Source organism: Streptomyces sp. NBC_01142 (assembly GCF_026341125.1).
Taxonomy (GTDB): domain Bacteria; phylum Actinomycetota; class Actinomycetes; order Streptomycetales; family Streptomycetaceae; genus Streptomyces.
The window spans coordinates 218,714-242,447 of sequence record NZ_JAPEOR010000002.1; the positions used below are offsets into that span (position 1 = coordinate 218,714).

Genomic DNA, 23,734 nt, shown 5'->3' on the forward strand with positions numbered 1-23,734 from the left:
CGCGACGCAGGGCTCGCGACGCAGGGCTCGCGACGCAGGGCTTGATCACTCTCCGGCACACCCGGGTTGCGGCGCAGGTACGCCGCGAAGCGATCGCCGTACAGGTACCGAGGAGCGCGGTGTGGCGTGGGGACGGAGAGGGGTCCTTGGGCCGGTCCCGGCGGCAGCCCCGGGCGGGTAACCGCCCAGGGCTGCTCGGCCGTTACTTCTCCGTCACGCCCGCAGAGTCGAACGTCGCCACCTCGTGCATCGCCCTGGCCGCGCTCTGGATAACAGGAAGTGCCAGCAGCGCGCCCGTGCCCTCGCCGAGGCGCAGGTCGAGGTCCACCAGGGGGCGCAGGCCCAGTTTGTTGAGGGCCGCCACATGCCCCGGCTCCGCGCTGCGGTGGCCCGCGATACAGGCTGCCAGGGCCTCGTGGGCGATCGCGCGTGCCACCAGTGCCGCCGCACCCGCGCTCACGCCGTCCAGTACCACCGGCGTACGCAGCGACGCGCCGCCCAGGATGAAGCCGACCAGCGCCGCGTGCTCCAGGCCGCCGACTGCCGACAGAACGCCGATCGGGTCCGCCGGGTCCGGAGCGTGCAGGTCCAGCGCGCGGCGCACCACGTCGACCTTGCGCGCGTGCATCTCGTCGTTGATGCCCGTCCCGCGGCCGGTGATCTCGCTCGGGTCGATGCCCGTGTAGACCGAGATCAGCGCGGCGGAGACAGTCGTGTTGGCGATGCCCATCTCGCCCGTGAGCAGCGCCTTGTTGCCGGCGGCGACCAGGTCGCGCGCCGTTTCGATGCCGACCTCGATCGCCGTGTGGACTTCCTCGCGGGTCAGCGCGGGGCCCGTCGTGAAGTCGGCCGTACCCGGCCGGACCTTGCGCGGAAGCAGACCCGGGGTGGCGGGAAGGTCCCCGGCCACGCCCACGTCGATGACACAGACTTCGGCGCCGACCTGGTTGGCGAAGGCGTTGCAGACCGCCCCTCCCCCGAGGAAGTTGGCGACCATCTGGGCCGTCACCTCCTGCGGCCAGGAGGTGACCCCCTGCGCGTGCACCCCGTGGTCACCCGCGAAGATCGCGACCGCCGCGGGCTCCGGGATCGGCGGCGGGCACAGCCGGGACAGACCGCTCAGCTGCGCGGAGATGATCTCCAGCATGCCGAGTGCACCCGCCGGCTTGGTCATCCGCTTCTGCCGCTCCCACGCCTCGCCGAGCGCCTTCGCGTCCAGCGGACGGATGTTGGTGACAGTCTCCTGGAGCAGGTCGTGCGGCTCCTCGCCGGGCAGCGCACGGCGGCCGTACGTCTCCTCGTGCACGACCCACGACAGCGGACGGCGCTTCGACCAGCCCGCCTGCAGCAGCTCGGGCTCCTCGGGGAACTCGTCCACGTAGCCGACACAGAGGTACGCCACGACTTCGAGGTGCTCGGGCAGACCCAGGGCGCGTACCATCTCGCGCTCGTCGAAGAAGCTCACCCAGCCGACGCCGAGGCCTTCGGCGCGCGCGGCGAGCCAGAGGTTCTCGACGGCGAGGGCCGAGGAGTACGGCGCCATCTGCGGCTGGGTGTGGCGGCCGAGCGTGTGGCGGCCGCCACGCGTCGGGTCCGCGGTGACGACGATGTTCACCGGGGTGTCGAGGATGGCCTCGATCTTCAGTTCCTTGAACTGCTTGGCCCGGCCCTTCGGCAGCGACTTGGCATAGGCCTCACGCTGGCGCTGCGCCAGTTCGTGCATCGTCCGCCGGGTCTCGGCGGAACGGATGACGACGAAGTCCCACGGCTGCGAGTGACCGACGCTCGGCGCGGTGTGCGCGGCTTCAAGGACGCGCAGCAGCACCTCGTGCGGGATGGGGTCGGAACGGAAGCCGTTGCGGATGTCCCGGCGCTCGCGCATGACGCGGAGTACGGCTTCGCGATCGACGTCGTCATAGCCGGGTGCGGGCGGCGTCCCGCCGCCGACGGGGGTCGGCTCGGGAGCGGGCTGGGGCTCCGCGGCAGATTCGGCAGAAGGTTCGAGGACGGGCTCGGCCTGCTCGGGCTCGGGGGCGGGCTCGGCCTGCTCGGGCTCGGCCTGCTCGGCCTCGGGAACGGGCGCAGGCTCAGGCTCAGGAACGGGAGCCACCTCGGCCTCGGGAACGGGCTCAGGCTCAGGCTCAGGCTCGGAAACGGGAGCCACCTCGGCCTCGAGAACGGCCTCGGGCTCGGGCTCGACCTCAAGCTGGGGAGCGGTCTCGGGCTCTACGGGCTCCGGCGCGGGCTCCTCGGCGACCTCGACGGTAACGATCTCGCTCACCTCGACCTCCTCACGCGGCGCGGGCACCGTCGCCTCGGCGACCGCCTCGGGCTCGAGCTCGGGAACATCCTCCGAGACGGGGACGGGCTCGGGCGCGAGTTCGGGCTCCGGCTCGGGCTGCACCATCACCGCGACCGGTGTCGGCGCCAGGTGCGGTGTGCTCGGGAGCGATCCGTCGACCGGGACGAACTCACCTGCAGACGTCGGCGCGGGCGCCGGGACGGGAGCCGAGACCTCGGCGAACACCGGAGCGGGCTCCGGCACGACCGTTTCTGCTGGGGCGGGGGGCGGCGTGTGGGACTGCGGAGGCTGAGGGTTCCACGGCTCACCGGCCTGCGGCGGGATCTCGCCCAGCTGCGGACCCGGCAGCGCGGCCGCCGTCTCCTCGCGCGGGACGTCGAGGTACTCCAGGCCCGCCGTGGCCGGCCCGGGGCTGCGTACGGGCATGGCCTGCGCAGGCGCGCCGGCCGGGCCCCGGTCGGCCAGGGAGCGCACCACGCCGCCCGAGCTGTCGGGCATCGGCGGCCCCATGTGCAGGGGGCGCCTGGCGGGCGGCGGAGTCGGGGTGGCCGACGAGGGCGGGTTGCGTACGCCACTGAGATCGACGTGGCCGGAGTCACGGCCCCCGGCCTCGTGCGCGCCCGTCTCGTGCACGGGGTCCGCATACGCAGTCTCCCCCTGCACGGCAGCCTGTCCTGCGTACGCGGGCGCGGACTGCTCGGTCGCCGGAGAGGTCCCGGCAACCGGTTCGACGGGGGCGGCCTGAGCGGCCGACGCGGACACGGAGGACTCGGCGACCGACACGGATACCTCTGACTGGGCGAAGTGCGTCTCCGCGAACGCGGGAGCCACCGGTTCCACCAGCGGCGCCGGTGCGGGGGCGGTCGCAAAGTCCGGAGCCACAAACTCAGGAGTCACGAATTCGGGAGCCGCATCCGGGCCGACCGGCATCTGTACCGGCGCGGGCGCAGCGACCTGGTGCTCACCAGCGTGGTGCTCAGCGATCTGGTGCTCAGCGATGTGATGCTCGGCGACCGGCGACCGGTCTATCGGCATCTGGGCCGGCACCTGTACGGGCATCGGCATCGCCACAGCCGGCACATCGACCCGGAACTCGGATACGGGCACCGCCCCGGGCGCCGTCTGCGCCACGGAGCCCTGCGCCACCCCACCCGGCTGCACCGGCTGGGGGTCGCTCCACGCGCCCTGCGCACCCGGCATCAGCAGCAGATCATCTTCGGGACCGTTCTCGGAGGGGTCCAGGAAGGTGTACGCGCCGGGAGCGGGGCTGCCCGGCTGCTCCACCATGCCTGCATCCTCCGGCAGCCCCTCGCCCGGGATCTGGCCGGTGTCAGTCATGCGTACCCCTCGCCCATCGGTTCTGCTCCTTCGCCCATCGCCCAGGGCCCCCGATCGCGGCACACCTGATGCCCGTCAACAAGAACGAGCGTGTGCGCCGCGCGGCACGATGACCCCCGGACACCAAGCATTGTCGCGGTCGTTCGCCGCCGCGACAGGGAGATCCGTCACGGTCCACTGTGGGCTGCGCCACGTTGCGCGTCCCCTGGTTCCGACGTACCACAAACAGGAGTCAAAGCGACCCCTTTTTCCGGACATTGACGAACGAAGCGACGAACGCCCGGCAGCGGTACAACGATCGGCCAGCCTACCCCGCGCCGCTCGGCAGCAGGGTCAGGGGGCGCGGTCCGGCAGCCTGCCGGAGAGCAGAAAGACGACGGAACGCTCCCGCTCCGCCCATGCCGTGGTGTCCATCTCGACGGACTGCAGCAGCGCGCACTCGACGGCGTATCCGCCCCCTGCCAGTGCCGCGCCGATCGCCTCGGCCTCGTCGCGGGTCGAGGCATGGGTCACTATGCGTTCCGGCCGCCGGTCGGCGCAGGCGGTCACGACGGGTACTCCCCCGCCTCCGATGCGTACGACATCCGGCTCGGGCAGGCGCTCCAGCACATGCGGCGCCCGCCCCTGCACGACCTGGAGCCGGACGCCCGCACGCCGTGCGGCGGCGTCGGTACGGGCGCAGCCGGCCGGATCGGCGTCGACGGCGATCACCGCGGCTCCGAAGCGGGCCGCCTCCGCCGCGAGCGCCCCGCTGCCGGAGCCGATGTCCCACACCAGGTCCCCGATGCGCGGGCCGAGGCGGGCCAGCTGGGCGGCGCGCAGCTGCACCGAGTCGCCCTCGCCGAGCCCCGCCCCGTACGACTCCCACCCCAGTGCCCAGCCCCGCGCCACCGGCGGATAGCCGGGATCACGGCCCGCGATCCAATTGCTGCCGGCCCCCGCCGCGCTCGCGCTCGCCGCCCCGCCGATCACGATGACCACGTTGGGGTCGCGCCACACATGGTCGGCGACCTTGTCGGAGGTCAGGACGGTGACCTGCTCACGGTCGGTACCGAGCTCCTCGCAGATGACGAAGGTGCGGTGGACGCCTTCGAGGAGCAGGGCGAGCTCCGCGGGACCGGCTCCCGGGGAGGTGAGGACGCCGACCTTGCCGTGCGCCCGGCAGACATTGACCGCCCGGCGCAGCGTGCGGCGGTGGGCGACGACGACCTGGGCGTCGTCCCACGGCATTCCGGCCCGGGCGAAGGCGGTGGCCACGGACGAGACGGCGGGGACGACCTCGACCTCCAGACCGTGCTCCGGCGCACGCAGGGTGCGTACGACCCCGAAGTAACCCGGGTCGCCGTCGGCGAGGACGACGGCGCTGCCGCGGTGCCCCGCGATCCGGCGGGCGGCGAGGTCGACACTGCCCAGCCGGATGCGCTCGGCTCCCGGCGGTATCTCGGGGAGCGCCAGATGGTGCGCGGCCCCGGCCACCAGGGTGGCGGCGGAGAGAGCGGACCTGGCGGCGGCGGTGAGGGGCGAACCGTCCCAGCCGATCACCGTGACCCGGTCGGCCATCGTCCTCAGTCTCCTGGTGTTGTCGCAGGTGGGGGCCGCCCGCGAAGGGGGGCATGGCGAGAGTACCTGGAGTGGGCATCGGACGGCCCGGGGCGGTAGCCGTCGGTTCCGGTCGGCCTGTTCCCGTCGGTCGGTTCGCCGTGCGGTCCCCGGCCGGTTCCCGTCAGCCGATTCCCCGTGCGGTCCCCGGCCTGTTCGCCGGTCGGTTCGGCCGATCAGTTCCGGTCACCGAGGTCCGGCCGGTCAGTTTCCGGTCGCCGAGGTCCGGCCGGTCAGTTCCAGTCGCTGAAGGAGGCGTATCCCGCGTCCGCCATGTGGTCCGCGACGCCTTCGAGATCCTCGGGCAGCAGGCTCCACACGATCAGGTCGGTGCGGATGTCGGTCCAGCCGCCGTCCTCCGTCTGCGTACGGGCTATCCACGCGTTGCGCAGCACACCTTCGCTGATGCAGCCGATCTTCTGCGCGACCTGCTGTGCGGCGGTGTTGTCGGCGGCCGTACGCAGTTCGATGCGCTCGAACTTCTGGACGCGGAAGAGCCACTGCGCGACGGCGAGCAGCGACTCGGTGGCGTACCCCTCACCGCGGGCCCAGGGGGCGGTGACGTAGGCGGCCTCGGTGGAGAGCGTGCGCCAGTTCGTGTTCTGCAGGCGGAGGGTGCCGACAAGGCGCTGAGTGAGGAACTCGGTGACGGCGAGAACTATGCCGCAGCCCTGAGTGCGCTCTGCAGGAGCGATCCTGCCCACCCACGCATCGGCGTCGGCGGCCGTGTACGGATGGGGCGCCGACGTCCAGGCGGTGACCAGCTCGTCGTTCATCATCTCGGTGTGCGCCGGGATGTCGGCCGCTTCGAAGGGGCGCAGCACCAACCGCTCCGTGCTGATGGACACGTCCGGGAAGGTGGTAGTCATGCGCAGCTCCATGCCGAAGACCGTCGTAAGGGTCGTAGCCGTAAAGGCACAGCATGCAGCATCGGGTGGAGGATGTGCATGACCGGGTGGCGGTACGACGCGGCCCCGCGCACCTCGATGGTGTGCGCGGGGCCTCGTTCAAGGGGCTTGCGGCGAGCGCTACTTGACGGCGCCCAACGCCGGGACGACCGAGCCGGTGTACTTGTCCTCGATGAACTTCTTCACCTCGGGGGAGTTGAGGAGCTTCGCGAGCTTCTCCACGCGGACGTCCTTCTCGTTGCCCTCCTTGACGGCAAGGAAGTTGGCGTAGGGGTTGCCCTCGGCCTTCTCCAGCGCCAGGGAGTCCTCGGCGGGCTTGAGGTCGGCCTCGATGGCGTAATTGCCGTTGATGACCGCGGCGTCGACGTCATTCAGGGCGCGGGGCAGCGTGGCGGCCTCCAGCTCCTTGAACTTCAGGCCCTTGGCATCCTTGATGTCGGAGAGCTTGGCGTCGGTGCCCGCTCCGTCCTTGAGCGTGATCAGGCCGTTGTCGGCGAGCAGCTTGAGCGCGCGGCCCTCGTTGGTGGTGTCGTTGGGGACGGCGACGGTCTGGCCGGCCTTGATGTCCTTGATGTCCTTGGACTTCTTGGAGTAGAGGCCCAGCGGCTCGAGGTGGACGTTCACCACGGGGACGATGGTCGTCTTGTTCTTCTTGTTGAAGTCGTCCAGGTACGGCTTGTGCTGGAAGAAGTTGGCGCCGACCTGGCCGCTCTCGGTGGCGGTGTTCGGCAGGACGTAGTCCGTGAACTCCTTCACCTCGAGGTTGAGTCCGGCCTTCTTCGCCAGGTTTTCCTTGACGTAGTTGAGGATGTCCGCGTGCGGCGTCGGGGAGGCCGCGACGACCAGCACCGCGGACGCGTCGGCCTTGCCGCCGGACTCGGACTTGGCGGCCGGGTCGGAGGCGGTGCCGCAGGCGCTGAGGCCGAGGGCGAGGGCGGCGGTGGCGGCGGCAGCCGCGGTGAGCTTGATGTTCTTGCGCACGAAAAGTGCCTCTTTCTGGTGGAGCGGAACGGCGCCCGGACAAGGAGTGCGGGCTGTGTGGGGTGAGGTTTGTGGGGGTCAGGCGGTACGGCCGCGGCGCGCCAGGAGCCGTACGACTCCGTCGCCGATGAGCTGTACGGCGGTGACGATCGCGATCAGGACGACGACCGTGATGAGCATGAACTGGGTCTCGAAGCGCTGGAATCCGTAGGTCACGGCCTTCGATCCGAGCCCCTCGCCGCCGACCGCGCCGGCCATCGCCGAGTAGCCGACGAGCACGATCACGGTGGTGGTCACGGCGGAGACGATCGAGGGCAGGGCCTGCGGCAGCAGCACCTTGCGGACGATCGTGGGGATGGATCCGCCCATCGACTGGACGGCCTCGACCAGCCCGTGGTCGACCTCGCGGATCGCCGTCTCGACGAGCCGCGCGAAGAACGGAATGGCGCCGACGGCGAGCGGCACGATCATCGCGCTCGGGCCGATGAAGGTGCCGACCACCAACGTGGTGAAGGGGATGAGCGCGATCAGCAGGATGATGAACGGCAGCGAGCGGCCGATGTTCACGATCACGCCGACGACCTTGTTCACCGGGGTGTTCTGCAGCAGTCCCCCCTTGTCGGTGAGGACGAGCAGCACACCGAGCGGCAGTCCGCCGGCGACGGTGACCAGGGTGGACCACAGCACCATGTAGAGGGTGTCGATGGTGCCCTGGCTGAGCAGCGGCTGCATCTCCGACCAGGTCACTTGGCACCTTCCTTCGCCAGGGGGCCGCTCTGCGCGGGCAGGAGGACCGGCTCGGCGGCGGCCGTGTCCGGATCGGGGTCGACGACCTCGACCTGGAGGCCCTGCTCGCGCAGGAAGCCGACCGGGACGACGTTCTCTTCGTACCGGCCCGGGAGTTCGATGCGCATCCGGCCGATCTGCTTGCCGCCGACGGTGTCCATCGCGGCGCCGAGGATCGAGATGTCGATGTTGTACGTACGCGAGAGCTGCGAGATCACCGGCTGGGTGGCGGCCTCGCCGTGGAAGGTCACGTCGATGACCGTGCTCTCGGGGCCGGAGGACTCGCCGCCGACCGGGAAGAGCTCCTGGGCCAGCTCGGAGCCGGGCGTCGCGAGCAGTTCGCTCACCGTTCCAGATTCGATGATCTTCCCCTTCTTCATCAGGGCCGCCGAGTCGCAGATCGTCTTGACGACGTCCATCTCGTGCGTAATGAGCAGCACGGTCAGTCCGAGCTGCTGGTTGAGGTCGCGCAGCAGCTGCAGGATCGAGCGGGTGGTCTCCGGGTCGAGGGCGCTGGTCGCCTCGTCGGAGAGCAGCACCTTCGGGTCGCCGGCCAGTGCCCGGGCGATGCCGACACGCTGCTTCTGGCCTCCGGAGAGCTGCCCGGGGTACGCCTTCGCCTTGTCGGAGAGGCCCACCAGGTCGAGCAGTTCCAGTGCCTTGCGCGAGCGCTCGGCGCCGGAGATCCCGAGGATCTCCAGGGGCAGTTCGATGTTGTCCTTCACGGTGCGCGAGGACAGCAGGTTGAAGTGCTGGAAGACCATGCCGATGCGGCTGCGCGCCTCGCGCAGGTCCTTGCCGGCGCGGCGGCCGCGCCCGGCCAGAGCGGTGAGGTCCTGGCCGGCCACGGTCACGGTGCCGGAGGTGGGGCGCTCCAGCAGGTTGACGCAGCGGATGAGCGAGGACTTTCCGGCGCCGCTCTGGCCGATGACGCCGAAGACCTCGCCCTCACGGACGTGCAGGTCGACGTCGTCCAGAGCGGTGACCTCGCGGCCTCGGGACTGGTGGGCCCGGTAGATTTTCGTAAGGCCCGTCGTGGTGATCACAGGGTTTCCGTCACTGTCGAGTGCACGGCGCGGTGTCCGCCGGGCACGGGGCATTCGGTTCCGACGCGCACGGCTGATTCGGCTGGTGGCCGGGGCACAACACGGGCGCGGGGGCAGGCTCGGTCCGATGCGTTCCGTCGGGACGATCGGAGTCGGCGCGGCTGTCGGTCCCGCTTCGGGGCGCGAGACTCAGGCAGGGGCCCTCAGAAGGCGCACATTCGACACATACAACGAGCACCGGGCGTCGTGATCGCCTCGGTCGCAAGGGTGCGGCTGCTCGTCGTGGTCATGTGGGCAAGTAAAGCAGACAGAAGGATGAACCGATCAAGCATGTCCGAATAGCGGACATGCTTGATACAGCATATGGACTTCGTCATTCCGCTGCGCTGATCTCCACTCCCCCGTCGGTGGCCTGCACGGACACGGCGGAGAGGTCGCGCACGACGACGTCGGCGAACAGCTCGGAACGCCGGTGCGTTGTGGCCAAGGCCACGGTCCGCATCCCGGCCGCGCGCCCCGCGGTCAGCCCCGCCGGGGCGTCCTCGAAGACGACGCAGCGCGCCGGGTCGGCCCCGAGCTGCCTGGCCCCGAGCAGGAACGGCTCCGGGTCGGGCTTTCCGCGCGTGATGTCATCGGCGGCGATCAGCATCTTGGGCCGGATACCCACCTCTTCGAGGCGGGCTTCGGCGAGCCGCCGGCTGGCGGAGGTGACCACGGCCCAGCGGTCGGCGGGCAGCTGCGCGAGCAGTTCGGCGGTGCCGGGGAGCAGTACGACTCCCCCGGCCACGTCCTCGACCTCGAGCTGTTCGATACGGGCCACCGCTTCGGGCACCACGTCGGCGGGCAGCAGGTCGGCGGCTATCTCCGCGGCGGGGCGGCCGTGCAGCTCGACGCGGGCGAAGTCCTCCGCCGTGATCCCGTACTCCCGCGCCCACCGGGTCCAGCAGCGGTTCACGGACTCCATCGAGGAGACGAGGGTTCCGTCGTTGTCGAACAGCAGGGCTTCGGCGTGGATCTTCATGATCGTGGACATGTAGGCCGACCCTACGTGGCGTGCGGGGCCCGCGCGCATCGGGCCTTTTGGCCCGTAATACTCTCGGAGCCATGCTTGACGCCCTGACGGTCGCGGTCGCCGTGACCGCGCTCGCCCTCGCCGCCTGGTGCGGCTACGCCGCCTACCGCGATCAGCCCACCAAGGACTGGCACTTCATCGGCATGGCCGTGGTGTCGGTGCTGGCGCTCGCACAGCTGGTGGTCGGGATCGTGCAGCTGGGGCGCGGCGAGGAGGCCCACCAGGGCACTGCGATCTTCCTCTCCTATCTGATCGGCTCGTTCGCAGCCGTGCCGGCGTCCGGCTTCCTGTCGCTGGGCGAGCGGACCCGCTGGGGTTCGGCGACCGTCGCGGCGGGCGCGGTGGTCCTGGCCGTGCTGGAAGTACGGCTCCACGACATCTGGGGAGGCTGACGATGGCCGAGTCCACCACCGGCGAGAAGCGGCAGTCCGCACTGGTCAAGGGCCCCGGACTGCTGCTGGTCTGGCTGTACGGAGTCATGTCGGTGGGCGCGGTGTCGCGCTCGGTCTACCAGATCCTCACCGACTTCGACGCGGCGCCGCTGGCCCATGCGCTCTCCGCCGTCGCGGCGGTGGTGTACGTGTTCATCACGTACACCCTCGTACGCGGCGGGGAGACGGCCCGCAGGGCGGCGCTGGTGTGCTGCGCCGCCGAGCTCGCGGGCGTACTGATCGTCGGAACCTGGACGCTGCTGGAGCCGTCCGCCTTCCCCGATTCGACGGTCTGGTCGGAGTACGGGATGGGCTACATCTTCATCCCGGTTCTGCTTCCGGTCACCGGGATTCTCTGGCTGCGCCGGTCCCGCAGGGACTGAACGGGACCCGGCACAGAGAGCCGCGCGCGGGCAGGGGGCCTAAGCGCTGGCGGCGAGTTCCCCCGGGCCGTGTCCGGGAGGTGCCCCCAGCGCCGCCGCCTCCTTCTCCAGCGTGACGAGCGTGAGACGCGGGCCGACCTGCTCGCTGGAGACCGGCAGATAGCCGCGGCTGCGGTACAGCCGCAGATTGCCGTCGCTGCGGTGACCGGTGAAGAGCTGGAACCGCCGAGTGGCCGTGCCGTCGGCGAAAGTCTCCTCGATCGCGTCGAGCAGCCGCCCGCCCAGGCCGTGGCGTCGCATCCGCGGATGGACGATGAGCTTGGCGAGCCGGGCCGTTCCGCTCTCGTCGACCCTGCCGCGCACGGAGGCGACCACCTCGCCGCCGAGCCGGGCCACCAGGGCGTGCCCCTGGGCTATTTCGGCCCGAAGATCCGCGAGGGACTGGGTGAGAGGCTCGATGCCGTAGTCGCCGTAGAGCTCTGCCTCACTCTGGTAGCACAGATACTGCAGCTTGAGGATGTGCTCCGCATCTTCTTCCACTGCCGCTGAGATGGTCACGCTCATGCCCATGTGCGCATGCCTCCCGCTCACCTGTCCGCCGGTTGTCTACCGCTCCTTTCCCCCGCGTTCAGGAGCGGCAACCTCTGCCGCGAGCATTCTGCGCAGGCATCCCAGGCAGCGGGAACGCATCGGCCCCAAACTGCCCTGTGAGATACCCAACGCCCCTGCGATTTCCCGGTAGGTGGGGTCTTCGGGCGACAGCATCGCGGTCAGCAGCCGCGGACACTTTCCCGGAGTCCGCGCCACCGCGGCCCGCAGGGTGCGGCGGCGTTCCGCCCTGAGCGCGGCGCGCTCGGGGCCGCAGGCCGGGTCGGGTTCCGCCGAGGACTCGTCGCCGTAGGGGAGTTCACGTGCGGCCGTCCGCCGGGCGCGGCGCGCCTCCGCGCGTACGGCCGTCTTCACCCAGCGCGCGGCGTCGGGTGGCGGCCCGTTCCCGTCGAGCCGCTCCAGCAGGCGCACCCAGACGGCCTGTTCGAGGTCGCCGGCCTCCATCGCGGTGCCCGGCGCCTCGGCCGTCGCCTCGGCGCTCACCAGCGGGCCGAGCGCGCTGACCACGTGGGCGGGGGTGTCTTCGAGAAGGGTCATGCCCGGCGGGACGTGCCGTCGCGCGGCGGCGGTTGCCGCACGACGGCACAGTCACCCGTACGGGCGCGTCGGCCGCGGGCCCGGCCGGCCGGCCGAGCCGGGCCGGGCGGGGCGGGGTCAGCCGCGGAAGTCGGCGGCTGCCAGCAGTCCGGTGTCCGGGTTGTCGGTGAAGATCCCGTCGATGCCCGTGTCGAAGTACGCCTTGTACGCACCGAACACATCGCCGTACGCGTTCGGGTCGCTGCCGCGCCGGAAGTCGGCCGGCAGGAAGCTGTTCTCGTTGCGCATCGTGTACGGGTGGAGGATCAGGCCCTTGGCGTGGGCGTCCCGCACCAGCGTCGTCGGCTCGGTCAGCCTGCCGTTCGCGTCCTTCGGGATGATCAGATCGACCCACGGGCCGATGCCCTGGGCGAAGGACGAGATCCACTGCAGGCCTGAGGGCTTGACCAGATCGGCGACCGTGCGCGGGTCGCCCGCCTGGACGAAGTCCCACGGGCGGGTGTCCGCGGCGTCGAACAGCACGACGCGCGGCGAGGATACGAGCTTCGCCATCCGCTGCATGCTGCTGGGCTCGAAGGACTGGAGGAAGACCGGAGAGTTCCGGCGGTCGCGTCCGTACCGGCGCAGCAGCCTGGCCAGCGGCTCCTCGAGGCCGAGGCCGAGCTTGCGGAAGTACGTGGGGTGCTTGGTCTCGACATGGAGCCAGACGGGACGGCCGCGCCGACGGCCCTCCTTCTCCGCCCAGCGCAGCACCTCCTCGAAGGTGGGGACGGCCCAGCGGCCGTCGTAGAGGGTGTTCTCCTGCCGGGTGCCGGGGATCCGCTCCTTGGCGCGCAGCGTCTTCAGCTCGGCGAGCGTGAAGTCCTCGGTGAACCAGCCGGTGAGACTGACACCGTCGACGGACTTGGTGGCCTTGCGGGAAGCGAACTCGGGGTGAGCCGCGACATCCGTCGTACCCGTGATGTCGTTCTCGTGACGGCACACGAGGTGGCCGTCCTTGGTGGGCACGAGGTCCTGCTCGATGACGTGCGCACCCATGTCGAGGGCGAGCTGGTACGAGCCGAGAGTGTGCTCGGGCCGGTAGCCGCTGGCGCCGCGGTGGGCGATGACCGTCGGGACGGGCAGGTCCTTGTACGACGATCCATGGCCGCCGTGGCGCTCGTCGGCCTGCGCCGTCGTGGAGCCGACACCGATGGCGGCGGTGCCGAGAACCGCCGCGCCCAGTACGGTCCGACGTCCGGGACTTCTGCTCGCACCCTGTGTCATCGACGTTCCTCCATGTGATGTCCCGCACCTGTCAAGCGATCGCCCGATGGTAGGCAGACACGCCTTATCTGCGGCAGATCCTGGGCAAACGCAGTGGAAACACATGTCAACACTGCGTATCGACTCCGTGAACCCGATGTGCGATCAGACATGACCCGCGAGTATCGTCCCACCTGCACAGACTTAGCCCGTGCAGACCCTCGCCGGCCGTTCCCGACCGTCCCTGACACCGGAGGACCCGTTGTCCCGCTTGACGCTCATCAAGGCAGTGCTCGGGCCGATCCTGCGCCTGATGTTCCGCCCACGCGTGGAAGGCACCGAGAACATCCCCGGGACGGGCCCGGTCATCCTCGCCGGCAACCACCTCACCTTCATCGACTCGATGATCCTTCCGCTGGTCTGCACCCGCCCGGTCTACTTCATCGGCAAGGACGAGTACGTCACGGGCAAGGGCTTCAAGGGCCGCCTGATGGCCTGGTTCTTCACCGGCTCCGGCATGATCCCGGTGGACCGCGACGGCGCCAACGGCGGTGTGGCGGCACTGATGACCGGCCGCAGGGTGCTCGAGGAGGGCAAGATCTTCGGCATCTACCCGGAGGGCACCCGCTCCCCCGACGGCCGGCTCTACCGGGGCCGCACGGGCATCGCCCGGCTCACCCTGATGACCGGCGCGCCCGTCGTCCCGTTCGCGATGATCGGCACGGACAAGCTCCAGCCGGGCGGCGCGGGCCTGCCGCGGCCGGGCCGGGTGACCGTCCGCTTCGGCGAGCCGATGGAGTTCTCGCGCTACGACGGCATGGACCGCGACCGCTATGTGCTGCGCGCGGTGACGGACTCGGTGATGGCCGAGGTCATGCAGCTGTCAGGCCAGGAGTACGTGGACATGTACGCCACGAAGGCGAAGGCCGCCTGAGTCACGGCGTGACGAAGGGCCGGGCTCCCCGCGGGGAGCCCGGCCCTTTTACATCCTTACGGCCTACGGGTGCTCGATGCCGTCCTCGAGCTTCTGGCCGCGCAGCATGAACCAGGCGGCGATCGCGGTGGCGAACAGGACCGCCGCACCGATCGCGGCCGCCGTCTGGAAACCGTCGGTGAAGGCGTCCTGAGCGGCCGACAGCATCAGCGCCCCCTGCTCCTGGGGCAGGCCCTTGGCCGCTTCGACCGCGCCGCCCAGAGAGTCGTGCGCCGCCGCGGCCGCATCGGCCGGGACGCCCGCGGGGGCGGCGAAGTCACGGTAGACGCCGGTCACGATCGATCCGAGCAGGGCGATGCCGAGCGCCGCGCCCAGTTCGTACGCGGTCTCGGACACCGCCGAGGCCGCGCCCGCCTGCTCCTTGGGCACTGTGGAGAGGATGACGTCCGCCGTCACGGTGAACGCGAGGCCCGCTCCCATGCCACCGAGGAACAGGGCGAGACCCAGCGCCACGACGCCCGTGGAGGCGCTGATCGCCGTACAGGCGGCGAGAGCGAGGCCGACCGCCGTCAGACCGCCGCCGACCGTGCTGCGTACGGATGCCCTGCGGGCGAGATGACCGGCCATCAGGCCGGCACCCACCGCGCCGATCGCCGCGGGCAGTTCGATCAGCCCGGCCTCCAACGGAGAACGCATCTGCACCAGTTGCAGGAACTGCGAGAGGAAGAAGACCAGACCGGACAGACCGAGGATGGTCAGCAGATCGGCGAGGACCGCGCCCGAGAAGCCCCGGTGGTGGAAGAGCCGTACATCCAGCAGGGGCGAGGGCAGCGTCAACTGCCGCCGTACGAACCAGTACAGAGCGGCGGTCCCGAGGGCCGCGGCAGCCGCGATGTCCCAGCGGAAGCCGTGCACCGCCGCCTCCTTGACGGCGTAGACCACACTGCCCATGCCGACCAGCGAGAGGACGACGCTGATCAGGTCCCAGGGGCCGGGGTTGGGGTCGCGGGACTCCGGCAGCAGCTTGATACCGACGATCACCAGCACCGCCATCACGGGCAGGTTGATCAAAAAGACCGAGCCCCACCAGAAGTGCTCGAGCAGGAAGCCGCCGACGACGGGGCCGACCGCGGCGCCCGCGGAGGCCGCCGCGCCCCAGATGCCGACCGCGACACTGCGCTCCTTGGGGTCGTGGAAGATATTGCGGATCAGCGCGAGGGTGGACGGCATCAGGGTGGCGCCCGCGACACCGAGCAGCGCCCGCGCGAGGATCATCATCTCGGGGGTCGTGGCGTACGCGTTGAGCACCGAGACCGCGCCGAAGGCGACCGCGCCGATGAGCAGCAGTTTCTTGCGGCCGATACGGTCACCGAGGCTGCCCATGGAGACGAGCAGGCCGGCGATGACGAACGAGTAGACGTCGCCGATCCACAGCAGCTGGGTGCCCGAGGGCTGCAGGTCCTCGCTGAGGAACGGCGTGGCGAGGCCGAGTACGGTCGCGTCGACGGCGACCAGCAGTACCGCCAGGACGAGGACGGAGAGGGCGAGCCAGCGGCCGGGGCTCCGTATGGCCTCGTGTTCGGTCGCCCTCTGGTCGGTACTGGTCATTCCGCTACGCTCCGTCGTGCTCCGCCGAGCAGCAACTCGACGATCATGTACTGGAAGTCCTTGCCTGCGACCCGTCCCACCTGCACGGCCCATGCGCCGCAGCCGACGAGCCCGTAGAGAGCCTCGGTCAGCCAGGCGGGTGTGAGGTCGATACGGAACTCGCCCTGTTCCTGACCGCGCCGGAAGAGCGCCGAGACCCGCGCATCGAGCCGGTTCCAGCCCTCGTTCATGCCGTCGCTCTCGAAGAGCTGGTTCTCGGTGACGAGGAAGGAGAGCAGCGGCGCGGCCGGCTCCAACGCGGCGATCAGCCGGCGCAGCGCCTCCTCGGCCGTGTCCTCGTCGAGCCGGGCGGCGTCGAGCGCCGCCTCGAACTCCTGGATACCGAGACTTTCGAGGGCTTTGACGAGTGAGTGCCGACCGGCGAAGTGCCGGTGCAGGGTGGCGCGTCCGACGCCCGCGGCCCGCGCGACTTCGTCCATGGTGGCGAAGGACTTGCGGGAGAGCAGAGCGGCGGCGGCGCGCAGCACCTGTTCGCGATCGACTGTCATGAGACAACCATAGCCCATATGAGACATGAACGTCTCATCGCCAATGTCTCATCGGCGCGTAGCTCAGGGCGGCAAGGAGCGCGAACCCCGCAGCGGCGACCAACGCGGCGGGTAGCGACCGGGCGGCGAGCGGCCCGGCGATGCCCGCGCCCACGGCGAATCCGGTGAGCTTCAGGCTCGCGCCCGTGGTGAAGATCTGGCTCCGCAGACGCTCGGGCGCCTCGCGGTGGCGGACCGCGAACAGGGCGGTGAGCCTCGGTCCTTCGCCGATACCGGCCAGCACCACCGCGGCGACGAGCAGGGCGGGTCGGGCGGTGGCCGCGAGGAGAAGGGCGGCCGCGAGGACGAGCGTGCTGCACCAGACAACGGTGTCCGGACGCATCAGTGCGGGGTGGCGGGAGAGTACGGCGTTGGCCGCGAGCGCCGCGACGGCAATGCCGGAGAGGAGGATCGCCCCGCGGCCCGCCCCGCCGAGGACCCGCTCTCCCAGCAGTGGGCTGCACGCGATCAGCATGCCCTCGGCCACACAGGCGATCACCGAGGCGGCCGTGGCGCGGGCCAGGGGCCGGGCGCGGACGATGGCCCGGAATCCGGCGGCGAGGTCCGCGACGACGGACGGGGGCGCCGGCACTGCCCCCGGCACAGACGTCGGGACGGGCGCCGGGCCCTGCGCCGGGCCCTGCACCGGGGTGGGGGCCGGGGTGGGGGCCGGACGGACCGCAGGCAGCGCCCGGGCCGCGGGCAGTGCGAGACAGATCAGCACGACGGACACGATCACACCGGCCGACGCCCCGGACACCCCCGCCACGACCCCGGCCAGCGCCGGGCCCACCAGGCTTGCGAAGTTGAAGGTCATCGCGTCGAGCGCGTTCGCGCGCGGCAGCTCGCCGGGAGAGACCACGCGGGGCAGCTGTGAGGTCCACCCGCCGGACAGCGCCGGCCCCAGCAGGCCCGCGAACACCGCGATCAGGACCGTGAGGGCGACCGGGAGACGACCGAGGCTCAGCAGGATCACGACGAGCGCCGACGCATAGACGGCGAGCGCCCCGGTCAGCAGGCGACCCGGCCTGGCGGACCGGTCGAGCAGTACGCCGAAGACGGGGCCGCCGACCGCCGCCGAGATCGTGAGGCCCGCCAGCAGGGACGATGCCGAGGAGGCCGACCCTGTGACCGCGAGGCCCGCCAGCAAGAGTGCCGGGCCCGACATCTCGTCGCCGGTGCGGGCCGCGGCTGCGCCGGAGACGTACCGCCTCAGCGCGTAACGCTTTTTCATGCAGATGACGTTACGCAGGTAACTCAAAAGTTGACCAGATGCGTTACATTCGATGAGTGCCGTCCACCAACGACGACTGGTCCACCCGGCATTCGGTGCAGACCAACGCCCGGCGAACCGCCGCCCTCATCAATGCCCTGTCCGACGAGAACCCGGCGGCGGACACGGTCGCCCTGGTGCTGCGCGAACACGGCGAGACCGGCCCGGCGAAGCTTTCCGCCGATGACATCGCGGAACTGCGCGCCGCCGCCCTGTTGCTGCGCGAGGTGTTCGCCACCGATGATGTCGATGTCGCCGCGGCCGTACTGAACCGCCTGCTGGCGCAGAGCACCGGCGCCGTCCGCCTCACCTCGCACGGCGGTCGCACCCCCTGGCACCCGCACCTCGACAGCGACGACGACGCGCCCTGGGGCGAATGGTTCCTCGCCTCGTCCTGTATGGCGCTGACCGTCCTCGTCTGGGACCGCCAGCGCCCGCCCGGCGGCATCTGCGCGTCGCCCAGCTGCCGGAACGTCTTTCTCGCGCAGGGCAGCGGCCCCGTACGCCGCTACTGCTCGCGCCGGTGCGCGACCCGTGAACGCGTGGCGGCCCACCGGCGCTCGCGCGCCTGACATGTCCCGCTGAACCACTGAACCGCGGCAACCACTGAACCGCGGCAACGTCTGAACCGCGGCAACCCACGAACCGCGGTGCCGCGGCGCCTCGGTGCCGCGCATTCGAGCTCAGGAGCCCTTACCCATGAAGCCTCTACTGCTGATCGACATCGACGGTCCGCTCAATCCGTACGCCGCGAAGGCGCAGCGCAGACCGCAGGGTTACACCACGCACCGGATGCACCCTTCGGGATGGACGGATACCAAGCCACTGCGCGTCTGGCTCAACCCCGGGCACGGGGCGGAGCTGCTCGCCCTGGCCGAGTGGTACGAACCGGTCTGGGCGACGACCTGGAAGGGCGAGGCCAATCGATGGATAGGCCCGCAACTGGGGCTTCCGGAGTTGCCGTTCATCGACTGGCCCCAGATGCACGGGAAGGCCCCTCGCGGGACCTTCTGGAAGACGCAGTACATCCTGGAGTACGCAGCCGGGCGGCCGTTCGCCTGGATCGACGACGACATCACGGCGATGGACCACGAATGGGTGGATCAACACCACCTGACCGCCGCCCTGTTGCTGAACATCGACCCGCGGCTCGGACTGCTCCGGCCGGACTTCGACGCGCTCGCGGACTGGGCGGCGGCTCTCTAGCGGTTACCTCTTCGCGGTGGCCCAGGCGTGCTGGATCACCAGGTTGGCCTTGACCTCGATCAGCTGGGTGGCGACGGCCGACGGAGCCGTACCGCCGCGGCCGCTGCGGGAGGCCAGCGCGCCCGGGACGTCGAGGACCGTACGCACCTCGGGCGTGAGGTGCTCGGAGATCTTCGCGAACTGCTCGTCGGTGAGCTGGTCGAGCTCGATGCCGTGCTGCTCGCACTCCTTGACGCACTCGCCGGCGACCTCGTGCGCGACCCGGAACGGCACGCCCTGCTTGACCAGCCACTCGGCGATGTCGGTGGCGAGCGAGAAGCCGGCCGGGGCGAGCTCCTCCATCCGCTCCCGGTTGACCGTGAGCGTGGCCATCATCCCGGTGAACGCCGGCAGCAGGACTTCCAGTTGGTCGCAGGAGTCGAAGACCGGTTCCTTGTCCTCCTGCAGATCGCGGTTGTAAGCGAGCGGGAGGGCCTTGAGCGTCGCCAGCAGCCCGGTCAGATTGCCGATCAGACGGCCGGACTTGCCGCGCGCCAGCTCGGCGATGTCCGGGTTCTTCTTCTGCGGCATGATCGACGAGCCGGTCGAGAAGGCATCGTGCAGGGTGACGAAGGAGAACTCCTTCGTGTTCCAGATGATGACCTCCTCCGCGATCCGGGAGAGGTTCACGCCGATCATCGCGGTGATGAAGGCGAACTCCGCGACGAAGTCACGGGAGGCCGTGCCGTCGATGGAGTTGCCGACGCTGCCGCGCTCGAAGCCGAGGTCCGCAGCGACGGCCTCGGGGTCGAGTCCGAGCGACGAGCCGGCCAGCGCCCCGGAGCCGTACGGGGAGACGGCCGTGCGGTCGTCCCACTGACGCAGCCGCTCGGCGTCCCGGGACAGCGACTGGACATGGGCCAGGACATGGTGGGCGAAGAGCACCGGCTGGGCGTGCTGGAGGTGCGTACGGCCCGGCATGGCGACGCCCGGGTGCGCCTCGGCGAGGCCGACCAGGGCGTCCTGGAGCTCGGCGATCAGGCCGCCGATGATGCGTGCGTGATCGCGCAGGTACATCCGGAAGAGCGTGGCGACCTGGTCGTTGCGGGAGCGGCCGGCGCGCAGCTTGCCGCCGAGATCGACGCCGAGGCGCTCCAGGAGGCCGCGCTCCAGGGCGGTGTGCACGTCCTCGTCGGCGATCGTGCCGACGAAGGAGCCGTCGGCGACATCCGCTTCGAGCCGGTCGAGGCCCGCCAGCATGCGCCGGAGCTCGTCCTCGGTGAGCAGCCCGGCCTTGTGGAGCACGCGCGCGTGCGCACGCGAGCCCGCGATGTCGTACGGCGCGAGCCGCCAGTCGAAGTGAACGGACGCGGACAGCTTGGCCAGCGCCTCGGCCGGGCCGTCGGCGAAACGGCCGCCCCAGAGCCGTACATCACCGTTGTTGCTGCTCACTGCTGCTCCTCAAAAGCTTGGCTGTGCAAACGCCTCCCTGCCGCGCAGGAACGGGGAGGCGCCTGGCGAACGAGTCGGGATCAGGCGAGGTCACGCTTCGCGGCGATCTTCGACGACAGGCCGAAGATCTCGATGAAGCCCTGTGCCTTGGACTGGTCGAAGGTGTCGCCCGAGTCGTACGTCGCGAGGTTGAAGTCGTACAGCGACTCCTCGGACTTCCGGCCGGTGACGACGGCGCGGCCGCCGTGCAGGGTCATCCGGATGTCGCCGGTGACGTGCTGGTTGGCCTCGTTGATGAAGCCGTCCAGGGCGCGCTTGAGCGGGGAGAACCACAGGCCGTCGTAGACCATCTCGCCCCAGCGCTGCTCGACCTGCCGCTTGTAGCGGGCCAGCTCGCGCTCGACGGTGACGTTCTCCAGCTCCTGGTGGGCGGTGATCAGCGCGATCGCGCCCGGAGCCTCGTAGACCTCACGGGACTTGATGCCCACGAGCCGGTCCTCGACGATGTCGATCCGGCCGATGCCCTGCGCGCCGGCCCGCTCGTTGAGCTGCTGGATCGCCTGCAGGACGGTGACGGGCTTGCCGTCGATGGCGACCGGGACGCCCTCCTTGAAGGAGATGACGACCTCGTCGGCCTCGCGCGGCTCCGCCGGATTCGAGGTGTACTCGTAGATGTCCTCGATCGGCGCGTTCCAGATGTCCTCCAGGAAGCCCGTCTCGACGGCCCGCCCGAAGACGTTCTGGTCGATGGAGTACGGGGACTTCTTGGTGGTCGTGATCGGGAGCTGCTTCTCCTCGCAGAAGGCGATCGCCTTGTCCCGGGTCATCGCGTAGTCACGGACCGGCGCGATGCACTTCAGGTCGGGGCCGAGGGCGGAGATACCGGCCTCGAACCGCACCTGGTCATTGCCCTTGCCGGTGCAGCCGTGAGCCACGATGCCGGCGTTGTGCTTCTTGGCCGCGGCGACGAGGTGCTTGACGATCGTCGGCCGCGAGAGGGCGGAGACCAGCGGGTAGCGGTCCATGTAGAGGGCGTTGGCCTTGATCGCCGGGAGGCAGTACTCGTCGGCGAACTCGTCCTTGGCGTCGGCGACCTCGGCCTCGACCGCACCGCAGGCGAGCGCGCGCTTGCGGATGACGTCCAGGTCCTCGCCGCCCTGGCCGACGTCCACAGCAACGGCGATGACCTCGGCGCCCGTCTCCTCGGCGATCCAGCCGATGGCGACGGAGGTGTCCAGGCCTCCCGAGTAGGCGAGTACGACGCGCTCGGTCACTGGTTTCTCCTCACGATGCATACGCTGATGGGTATAACTATGCAGTCCTCCGTATGTTTTGTCAACGCGGTCCTTCTGATCACCGCACACCGGCATTTCTGGTGGCTCCGTTCGGCGATCACCGGAGAGACGGCCCGCCGTACGGTTGATCATCCGGGGGATAATCCCCTGCATGGGTCAACGTTACGAACGAATAGAAGGCCGCATCCGCAGCTTCATCGAGCAGCAGCCCGTCTTCTTCACCGCGACGGCACCTCTCAGCGGCGACGGCCACATCAACCTCTCCCCCAAGGGCCGCAGCGGCACGCTCGTCGTCATCGACGAGCTGACGCTCGCCTATCTCGACTTCGGCGGCAGCGGCGCCGAGACCATCGCCCATGTCCGCGAGGAGAGCAACGGCCGCATCACCCTGATGTGGTGCGCCTTCAGCGGCCCGCCCAAGGTGCTGCGGGTGCACGGCCGGGGTGAGGCGATCTTCCGGGACGACCCGCGCTGGGCCGGGTTCATCACGCACTTCACCGAGGTCGACGGGCCGAGCGCCCGCGCGATCATCGTCGTCCGCGCCCAGCGGATCAGCGACGCCTGCGGCTTCGCCGTGCCCTTCATGGAGTACCAGGAAGAGCGCACCCAGCACGCGGAGTACTTCGGCCGTAAGTCGGACGAGGAGTTCGCCGCGTACTGCGAGCGGAAGGACCACCTCGGGGTGAGCCTGGACGGGCTGCCGGCGCTGCCGCTTCCGCTCCCGGCGCGCAGCGACTGACCCGTACGTACGCACCACTGTGCCCACTGCCGCGGTCCTGACCACCGTGCGGAGCAGTCCGGGCGGCGCATGGACCGGGGCGCGCGTACGGTCGTGAACCATGCGCCCCGGACTCGTACTCGGCTCCGTTCTGCTCCTGCTCGCCGCCGGTACGGTCGCGGCCGGGCCCCGGCCCCCGGTCCCGCTCCCCGAGCGGATGGCCCACACCGGCGGCGGCACACAGCTGATCACCGCCGAGGCTCCCGGCGCCGGCTCCACCACCGGGAGAGTGACCTGGTGGGACCGGCTTCCCGGCGGGCGGTGGGTGGCTGCCGGCTCGTCCCCGGCGCGGTTCGGCGCGAAGGGGCTGGTCGAAGGCCGCGGCCGGACGCAGGGCACGTCCACCACACCGACCGGGCTGTACGAGCTGCCGTACGCCTTCGGTGTCCGGGGCGCGCCCGCGGGGACCGACTACGCCTACCGCCGGGTGACCGAGAGGTCCTGGTGGTGTCAGGACAACCGGTCCCGCTCGTACAACCGCTGGGTGGAGGGGCTGCCCGCCGACTGCCGGGCGGCCGAGTCCGAGCAGCTGGCCACCTACACGACGCAGTACGCCCATGCCCTGGTCATCGGCTTCAACTACCACCGACCGGTGCGCGGCCGGGGCGCCGGGATCTTCCTCCACGTCAACGGGCGTGGCGCGACGGCCGGTTGTGTGTCGGTGCCGGAAGGGGCCATGCGCCGGATCCTGGCCTGGGCCGAGCCGCGGCGCGATCCGCACATCGCCATCGGAACCGGTTCGGGGCCCACGGCCATCACCCGCTACTGACGCACCGGCGCGCCCTGCGACGAGGTGCCCGGCACACCGCGCACAGCACCCCGGGTGCGGCGCACTCAGCGGTCGTTCTGGGCCAGTCGCAGCAGATGGTCCGCGAGCGCCTGACCGCCCACCGGGTCACGGCTGATGAGCAACAGCGTGTCGTCGCCCGCGATGGTGCCGAGGATGTCGTGCAGTTCCGCCTGGTCGATGGCCGAGGCGAGGAACTGGGCCGCGCCCGGCGGCGTACGCAGCACCACGAGGTTGGCCGAGGCCTCGGCGGAGATCAGCAGTTCGCCGGAGAGACGCCGCATGCGCTCCTCCTTCGCCGACCCGCCGAGCGGCGCCTGCGGGGTGCGGTAGCCGCCCTCGCTGGGCACCGCGTAGATCAGCTCGCCGCCCGTGTTGCGGATCTTCACCGCGCCCAGCTCGTCGAGGTCGCGGGAGAGCGTCGCCTGGGTGACGCTCAGTCCGTTGTCCCCGAGGAGCTTGGCCAGCTGGCTCTGCGAGCGCACCGGCTGCCGGTTGAGGATGTCCACAATCCGGCGGTGGCGGGCCGTGCGGGTCTGCGGTACGGCGGGCCCGCCGTGCTCGGAGCCGTGCTCGGTGTCGTGCGCCTCGATCATCG

At 70.6% G+C, this 23,734-nt stretch carries 23 protein-coding genes; 7 read left to right on the plus strand and 16 right to left on the minus strand.

Going from position 1 to position 23,734, the window contains the following annotated elements; translation table 11 throughout:
- Positions 1-202: 202 nt before the first annotated feature.
- The 7 genes from cobT to OG883_RS18380 form a co-directional block, all read right to left on the minus strand.
- Positions 203-3,640: a nicotinate-nucleotide--dimethylbenzimidazole phosphoribosyltransferase gene (cobT, locus tag OG883_RS18350; protein WP_266542240.1), complete on the minus strand. Its 3,438-nt coding sequence runs from the start codon at positions 3,638-3,640 to the stop codon at positions 203-205.
- A 333-nt stretch (positions 3,641-3,973) separates the two neighbouring features.
- Positions 3,974-5,200 carry a precorrin-6y C5,15-methyltransferase (decarboxylating) subunit CbiE gene (gene cbiE, locus OG883_RS18355; RefSeq protein WP_266542243.1) on the minus strand — a complete coding sequence of 409 codons (1,227 nt, stop codon included), beginning with the start codon at positions 5,198-5,200 and terminating at the stop codon, positions 3,974-3,976.
- A 272-nt stretch (positions 5,201-5,472) separates the two neighbouring features.
- The gene (locus OG883_RS18360) at positions 5,473-6,120 is read right to left on the minus strand and encodes a GNAT family N-acetyltransferase (protein ID WP_266542245.1); all 648 of its coding nucleotides are present in this window, start codon (positions 6,118-6,120) and stop codon (positions 5,473-5,475) included.
- Positions 6,121-6,267: 147 nt separating this feature from the next.
- Positions 6,268-7,128, minus strand: a complete 861-nt coding sequence (locus OG883_RS18365) for a MetQ/NlpA family ABC transporter substrate-binding protein (protein ID WP_266542248.1) — start codon at positions 7,126-7,128, stop codon at positions 6,268-6,270.
- Between the two features lie 78 nt (positions 7,129-7,206).
- Positions 7,207-7,875: a methionine ABC transporter permease gene (locus OG883_RS18370; RefSeq protein ID WP_266542251.1), complete on the minus strand. Its 669-nt coding sequence runs from the start codon at positions 7,873-7,875 to the stop codon at positions 7,207-7,209.
- Positions 7,872-8,960 (minus strand): methionine ABC transporter ATP-binding protein, encoded by a 1,089-nt coding sequence (locus OG883_RS18375; protein ID WP_266542253.1) that lies wholly within the window; start codon positions 8,958-8,960, stop codon positions 7,872-7,874. The genes OG883_RS18370 and OG883_RS18375 overlap by 4 nt, the downstream gene beginning before the upstream one ends.
- Positions 8,961-9,333: 373 nt before the next feature.
- On the minus strand, positions 9,334-9,981 hold the full coding sequence (locus tag OG883_RS18380; protein WP_266549166.1) for an HAD family hydrolase: 648 nt from the start codon (positions 9,979-9,981) through the stop codon (positions 9,334-9,336).
- A gap of 83 nt (positions 9,982-10,064) precedes the next feature.
- On the opposite strand from OG883_RS18380, the gene OG883_RS18385 reads away from it, so the two are divergent.
- Entirely contained in the window at positions 10,065-10,424 is a 360-nt protein-coding gene (locus tag OG883_RS18385) for a hypothetical protein (RefSeq protein WP_266542255.1), read from the plus strand.
- Between the two features lie 2 nt (positions 10,425-10,426).
- A complete protein-coding gene (locus OG883_RS18390) occupies positions 10,427-10,846 on the plus strand; it encodes a hypothetical protein (protein WP_266542257.1) in 420 nt (139 codons plus the stop codon).
- Between the two features lie 39 nt (positions 10,847-10,885).
- Here the strand turns inward: OG883_RS18390 and OG883_RS18395 are convergent, their stop codons facing one another.
- From OG883_RS18395 to OG883_RS18405, 3 genes are all read right to left on the minus strand, one after another.
- Positions 10,886-11,416, minus strand: coding sequence for a GNAT family N-acetyltransferase (locus OG883_RS18395; protein WP_266542261.1), 531 nt, complete (start codon positions 11,414-11,416; stop codon positions 10,886-10,888).
- A gap of 36 nt (positions 11,417-11,452) precedes the next feature.
- Positions 11,453-11,992: a sigma-70 family RNA polymerase sigma factor gene (locus OG883_RS18400; protein ID WP_266542262.1), complete on the minus strand. Its 540-nt coding sequence runs from the start codon at positions 11,990-11,992 to the stop codon at positions 11,453-11,455.
- A 117-nt stretch (positions 11,993-12,109) separates the two neighbouring features.
- Positions 12,110-13,258 (minus strand): glycerophosphodiester phosphodiesterase, encoded by a 1,149-nt coding sequence (locus tag OG883_RS18405; RefSeq protein WP_266542263.1) that lies wholly within the window; start codon positions 13,256-13,258, stop codon positions 12,110-12,112.
- 190 nt (positions 13,259-13,448) lie between these two features.
- Here OG883_RS18405 and OG883_RS18410 point away from each other — a divergent pair, with 190 nt between their 5' ends.
- Complete coding sequence (locus tag OG883_RS18410) at positions 13,449-14,171, plus strand: 1-acyl-sn-glycerol-3-phosphate acyltransferase (protein WP_266542265.1); 723 nt, start codon at positions 13,449-13,451, stop codon at positions 14,169-14,171.
- A gap of 63 nt (positions 14,172-14,234) precedes the next feature.
- On the opposite strand, the gene OG883_RS18415 is transcribed toward OG883_RS18410, so the two are convergent.
- The 3 genes from OG883_RS18415 to OG883_RS18425 are packed head-to-tail and all read right to left on the minus strand — an operon-like array spanning position 14,235 to position 17,600.
- A complete protein-coding gene (locus tag OG883_RS18415) occupies positions 14,235-15,779 on the minus strand; it encodes an MFS transporter (RefSeq protein ID WP_266542267.1) in 1,545 nt (514 codons plus the stop codon).
- Positions 15,776-16,327, minus strand: a complete 552-nt coding sequence (locus OG883_RS18420) for a TetR/AcrR family transcriptional regulator (RefSeq protein WP_266542269.1) — start codon at positions 16,325-16,327, stop codon at positions 15,776-15,778. The genes OG883_RS18415 and OG883_RS18420 overlap by 4 nt, the downstream gene beginning before the upstream one ends.
- A 34-nt stretch (positions 16,328-16,361) precedes the next feature.
- Positions 16,362-17,600, minus strand: coding sequence for an MFS transporter (locus OG883_RS18425; RefSeq protein WP_266542271.1), 1,239 nt, complete (start codon positions 17,598-17,600; stop codon positions 16,362-16,364).
- Positions 17,601-17,656: 56 nt separating this feature from the next.
- On the opposite strand from OG883_RS18425, the gene OG883_RS18430 reads away from it, so the two are divergent.
- Positions 17,657-18,211, plus strand: coding sequence for a CGNR zinc finger domain-containing protein (locus OG883_RS18430; RefSeq protein ID WP_266542273.1), 555 nt, complete (start codon positions 17,657-17,659; stop codon positions 18,209-18,211).
- A 127-nt stretch (positions 18,212-18,338) separates the two neighbouring features.
- Positions 18,339-18,845, plus strand: a complete 507-nt coding sequence (locus tag OG883_RS18435; protein WP_266542274.1) for an HAD domain-containing protein — start codon at positions 18,339-18,341, stop codon at positions 18,843-18,845.
- A gap of 3 nt (positions 18,846-18,848) precedes the next feature.
- Here OG883_RS18435 and argH read toward each other — a convergent pair whose 3' ends face one another.
- Positions 18,849-20,276, minus strand: a complete 1,428-nt coding sequence (gene argH, locus OG883_RS18440; protein ID WP_266542276.1) for an argininosuccinate lyase — start codon at positions 20,274-20,276, stop codon at positions 18,849-18,851.
- Between the two features lie 80 nt (positions 20,277-20,356).
- Positions 20,357-21,550, minus strand: coding sequence for an argininosuccinate synthase (locus tag OG883_RS18445; protein ID WP_266542278.1), 1,194 nt, complete (start codon positions 21,548-21,550; stop codon positions 20,357-20,359).
- A gap of 172 nt (positions 21,551-21,722) precedes the next feature.
- On the opposite strand from OG883_RS18445, the gene OG883_RS18450 reads away from it, so the two are divergent.
- Together OG883_RS18450 and OG883_RS18455 are read left to right on the plus strand one after the other, a co-directional pair.
- Positions 21,723-22,310, plus strand: coding sequence for a pyridoxamine 5'-phosphate oxidase family protein (locus tag OG883_RS18450; protein WP_266542280.1), 588 nt, complete (start codon positions 21,723-21,725; stop codon positions 22,308-22,310).
- A gap of 100 nt (positions 22,311-22,410) precedes the next feature.
- Positions 22,411-23,118 carry a L,D-transpeptidase gene (locus OG883_RS18455; protein ID WP_266542281.1) on the plus strand — a complete coding sequence of 236 codons (708 nt, stop codon included), beginning with the start codon at positions 22,411-22,413 and terminating at the stop codon, positions 23,116-23,118.
- 65 nt (positions 23,119-23,183) lie between these two features.
- Here OG883_RS18455 and OG883_RS18460 read toward each other — a convergent pair whose 3' ends face one another.
- A complete protein-coding gene (locus OG883_RS18460) occupies positions 23,184-23,732 on the minus strand; it encodes an arginine repressor (RefSeq protein ID WP_266542282.1) in 549 nt (182 codons plus the stop codon).
- Positions 23,733-23,734 lie beyond the last annotated feature (2 nt).

Bases quoted from the DNA above. Each gene is read 5' to 3' on its own strand.
- cobT (WP_266542240.1), bottom strand. From the start codon at position 3,640: ATGACTGACACCGGCCAGATCCCGGGCGAGGGGCTGCCGGAGGATGCA.
- cbiE (WP_266542243.1), bottom strand. From the start codon at position 5,200: ATGGCCGACCGGGTCACGGTGATCGGCTGGGACGGTTCGCCCCTCACC.
- OG883_RS18360 (WP_266542245.1), bottom strand. From the start codon at position 6,120: ATGGAGCTGCGCATGACTACCACCTTCCCGGACGTGTCCATCAGCACG.
- OG883_RS18380 (WP_266549166.1), bottom strand. From the start codon at position 9,981: ATGAAGATCCACGCCGAAGCCCTGCTGTTCGACAACGACGGAACCCTC.
- OG883_RS18385 (WP_266542255.1), top strand. From the start codon at position 10,065: ATGCTTGACGCCCTGACGGTCGCGGTCGCCGTGACCGCGCTCGCCCTC.
- OG883_RS18390 (WP_266542257.1), top strand. From the start codon at position 10,427: ATGGCCGAGTCCACCACCGGCGAGAAGCGGCAGTCCGCACTGGTCAAG.
- OG883_RS18395 (WP_266542261.1), bottom strand. From the start codon at position 11,416: ATGGGCATGAGCGTGACCATCTCAGCGGCAGTGGAAGAAGATGCGGAG.
- OG883_RS18400 (WP_266542262.1), bottom strand. From the start codon at position 11,992: ATGACCCTTCTCGAAGACACCCCCGCCCACGTGGTCAGCGCGCTCGGC.
- OG883_RS18405 (WP_266542263.1), bottom strand. From the start codon at position 13,258: ATGACACAGGGTGCGAGCAGAAGTCCCGGACGTCGGACCGTACTGGGC.
- OG883_RS18415 (WP_266542267.1), bottom strand. From the start codon at position 15,779: ATGACCAGTACCGACCAGAGGGCGACCGAACACGAGGCCATACGGAGC.
- OG883_RS18420 (WP_266542269.1), bottom strand. From the start codon at position 16,327: ATGACAGTCGATCGCGAACAGGTGCTGCGCGCCGCCGCCGCTCTGCTC.
- OG883_RS18425 (WP_266542271.1), bottom strand. From the start codon at position 17,600: ATGAAAAAGCGTTACGCGCTGAGGCGGTACGTCTCCGGCGCAGCCGCG.
- OG883_RS18435 (WP_266542274.1), top strand. From the start codon at position 18,339: ATGAAGCCTCTACTGCTGATCGACATCGACGGTCCGCTCAATCCGTAC.
- OG883_RS18450 (WP_266542280.1), top strand. From the start codon at position 21,723: ATGGGTCAACGTTACGAACGAATAGAAGGCCGCATCCGCAGCTTCATC.
- OG883_RS18455 (WP_266542281.1), top strand. From the start codon at position 22,411: ATGCGCCCCGGACTCGTACTCGGCTCCGTTCTGCTCCTGCTCGCCGCC.
- OG883_RS18460 (WP_266542282.1), bottom strand. From the start codon at position 23,732: ATGATCGAGGCGCACGACACCGAGCACGGCTCCGAGCACGGCGGGCCC.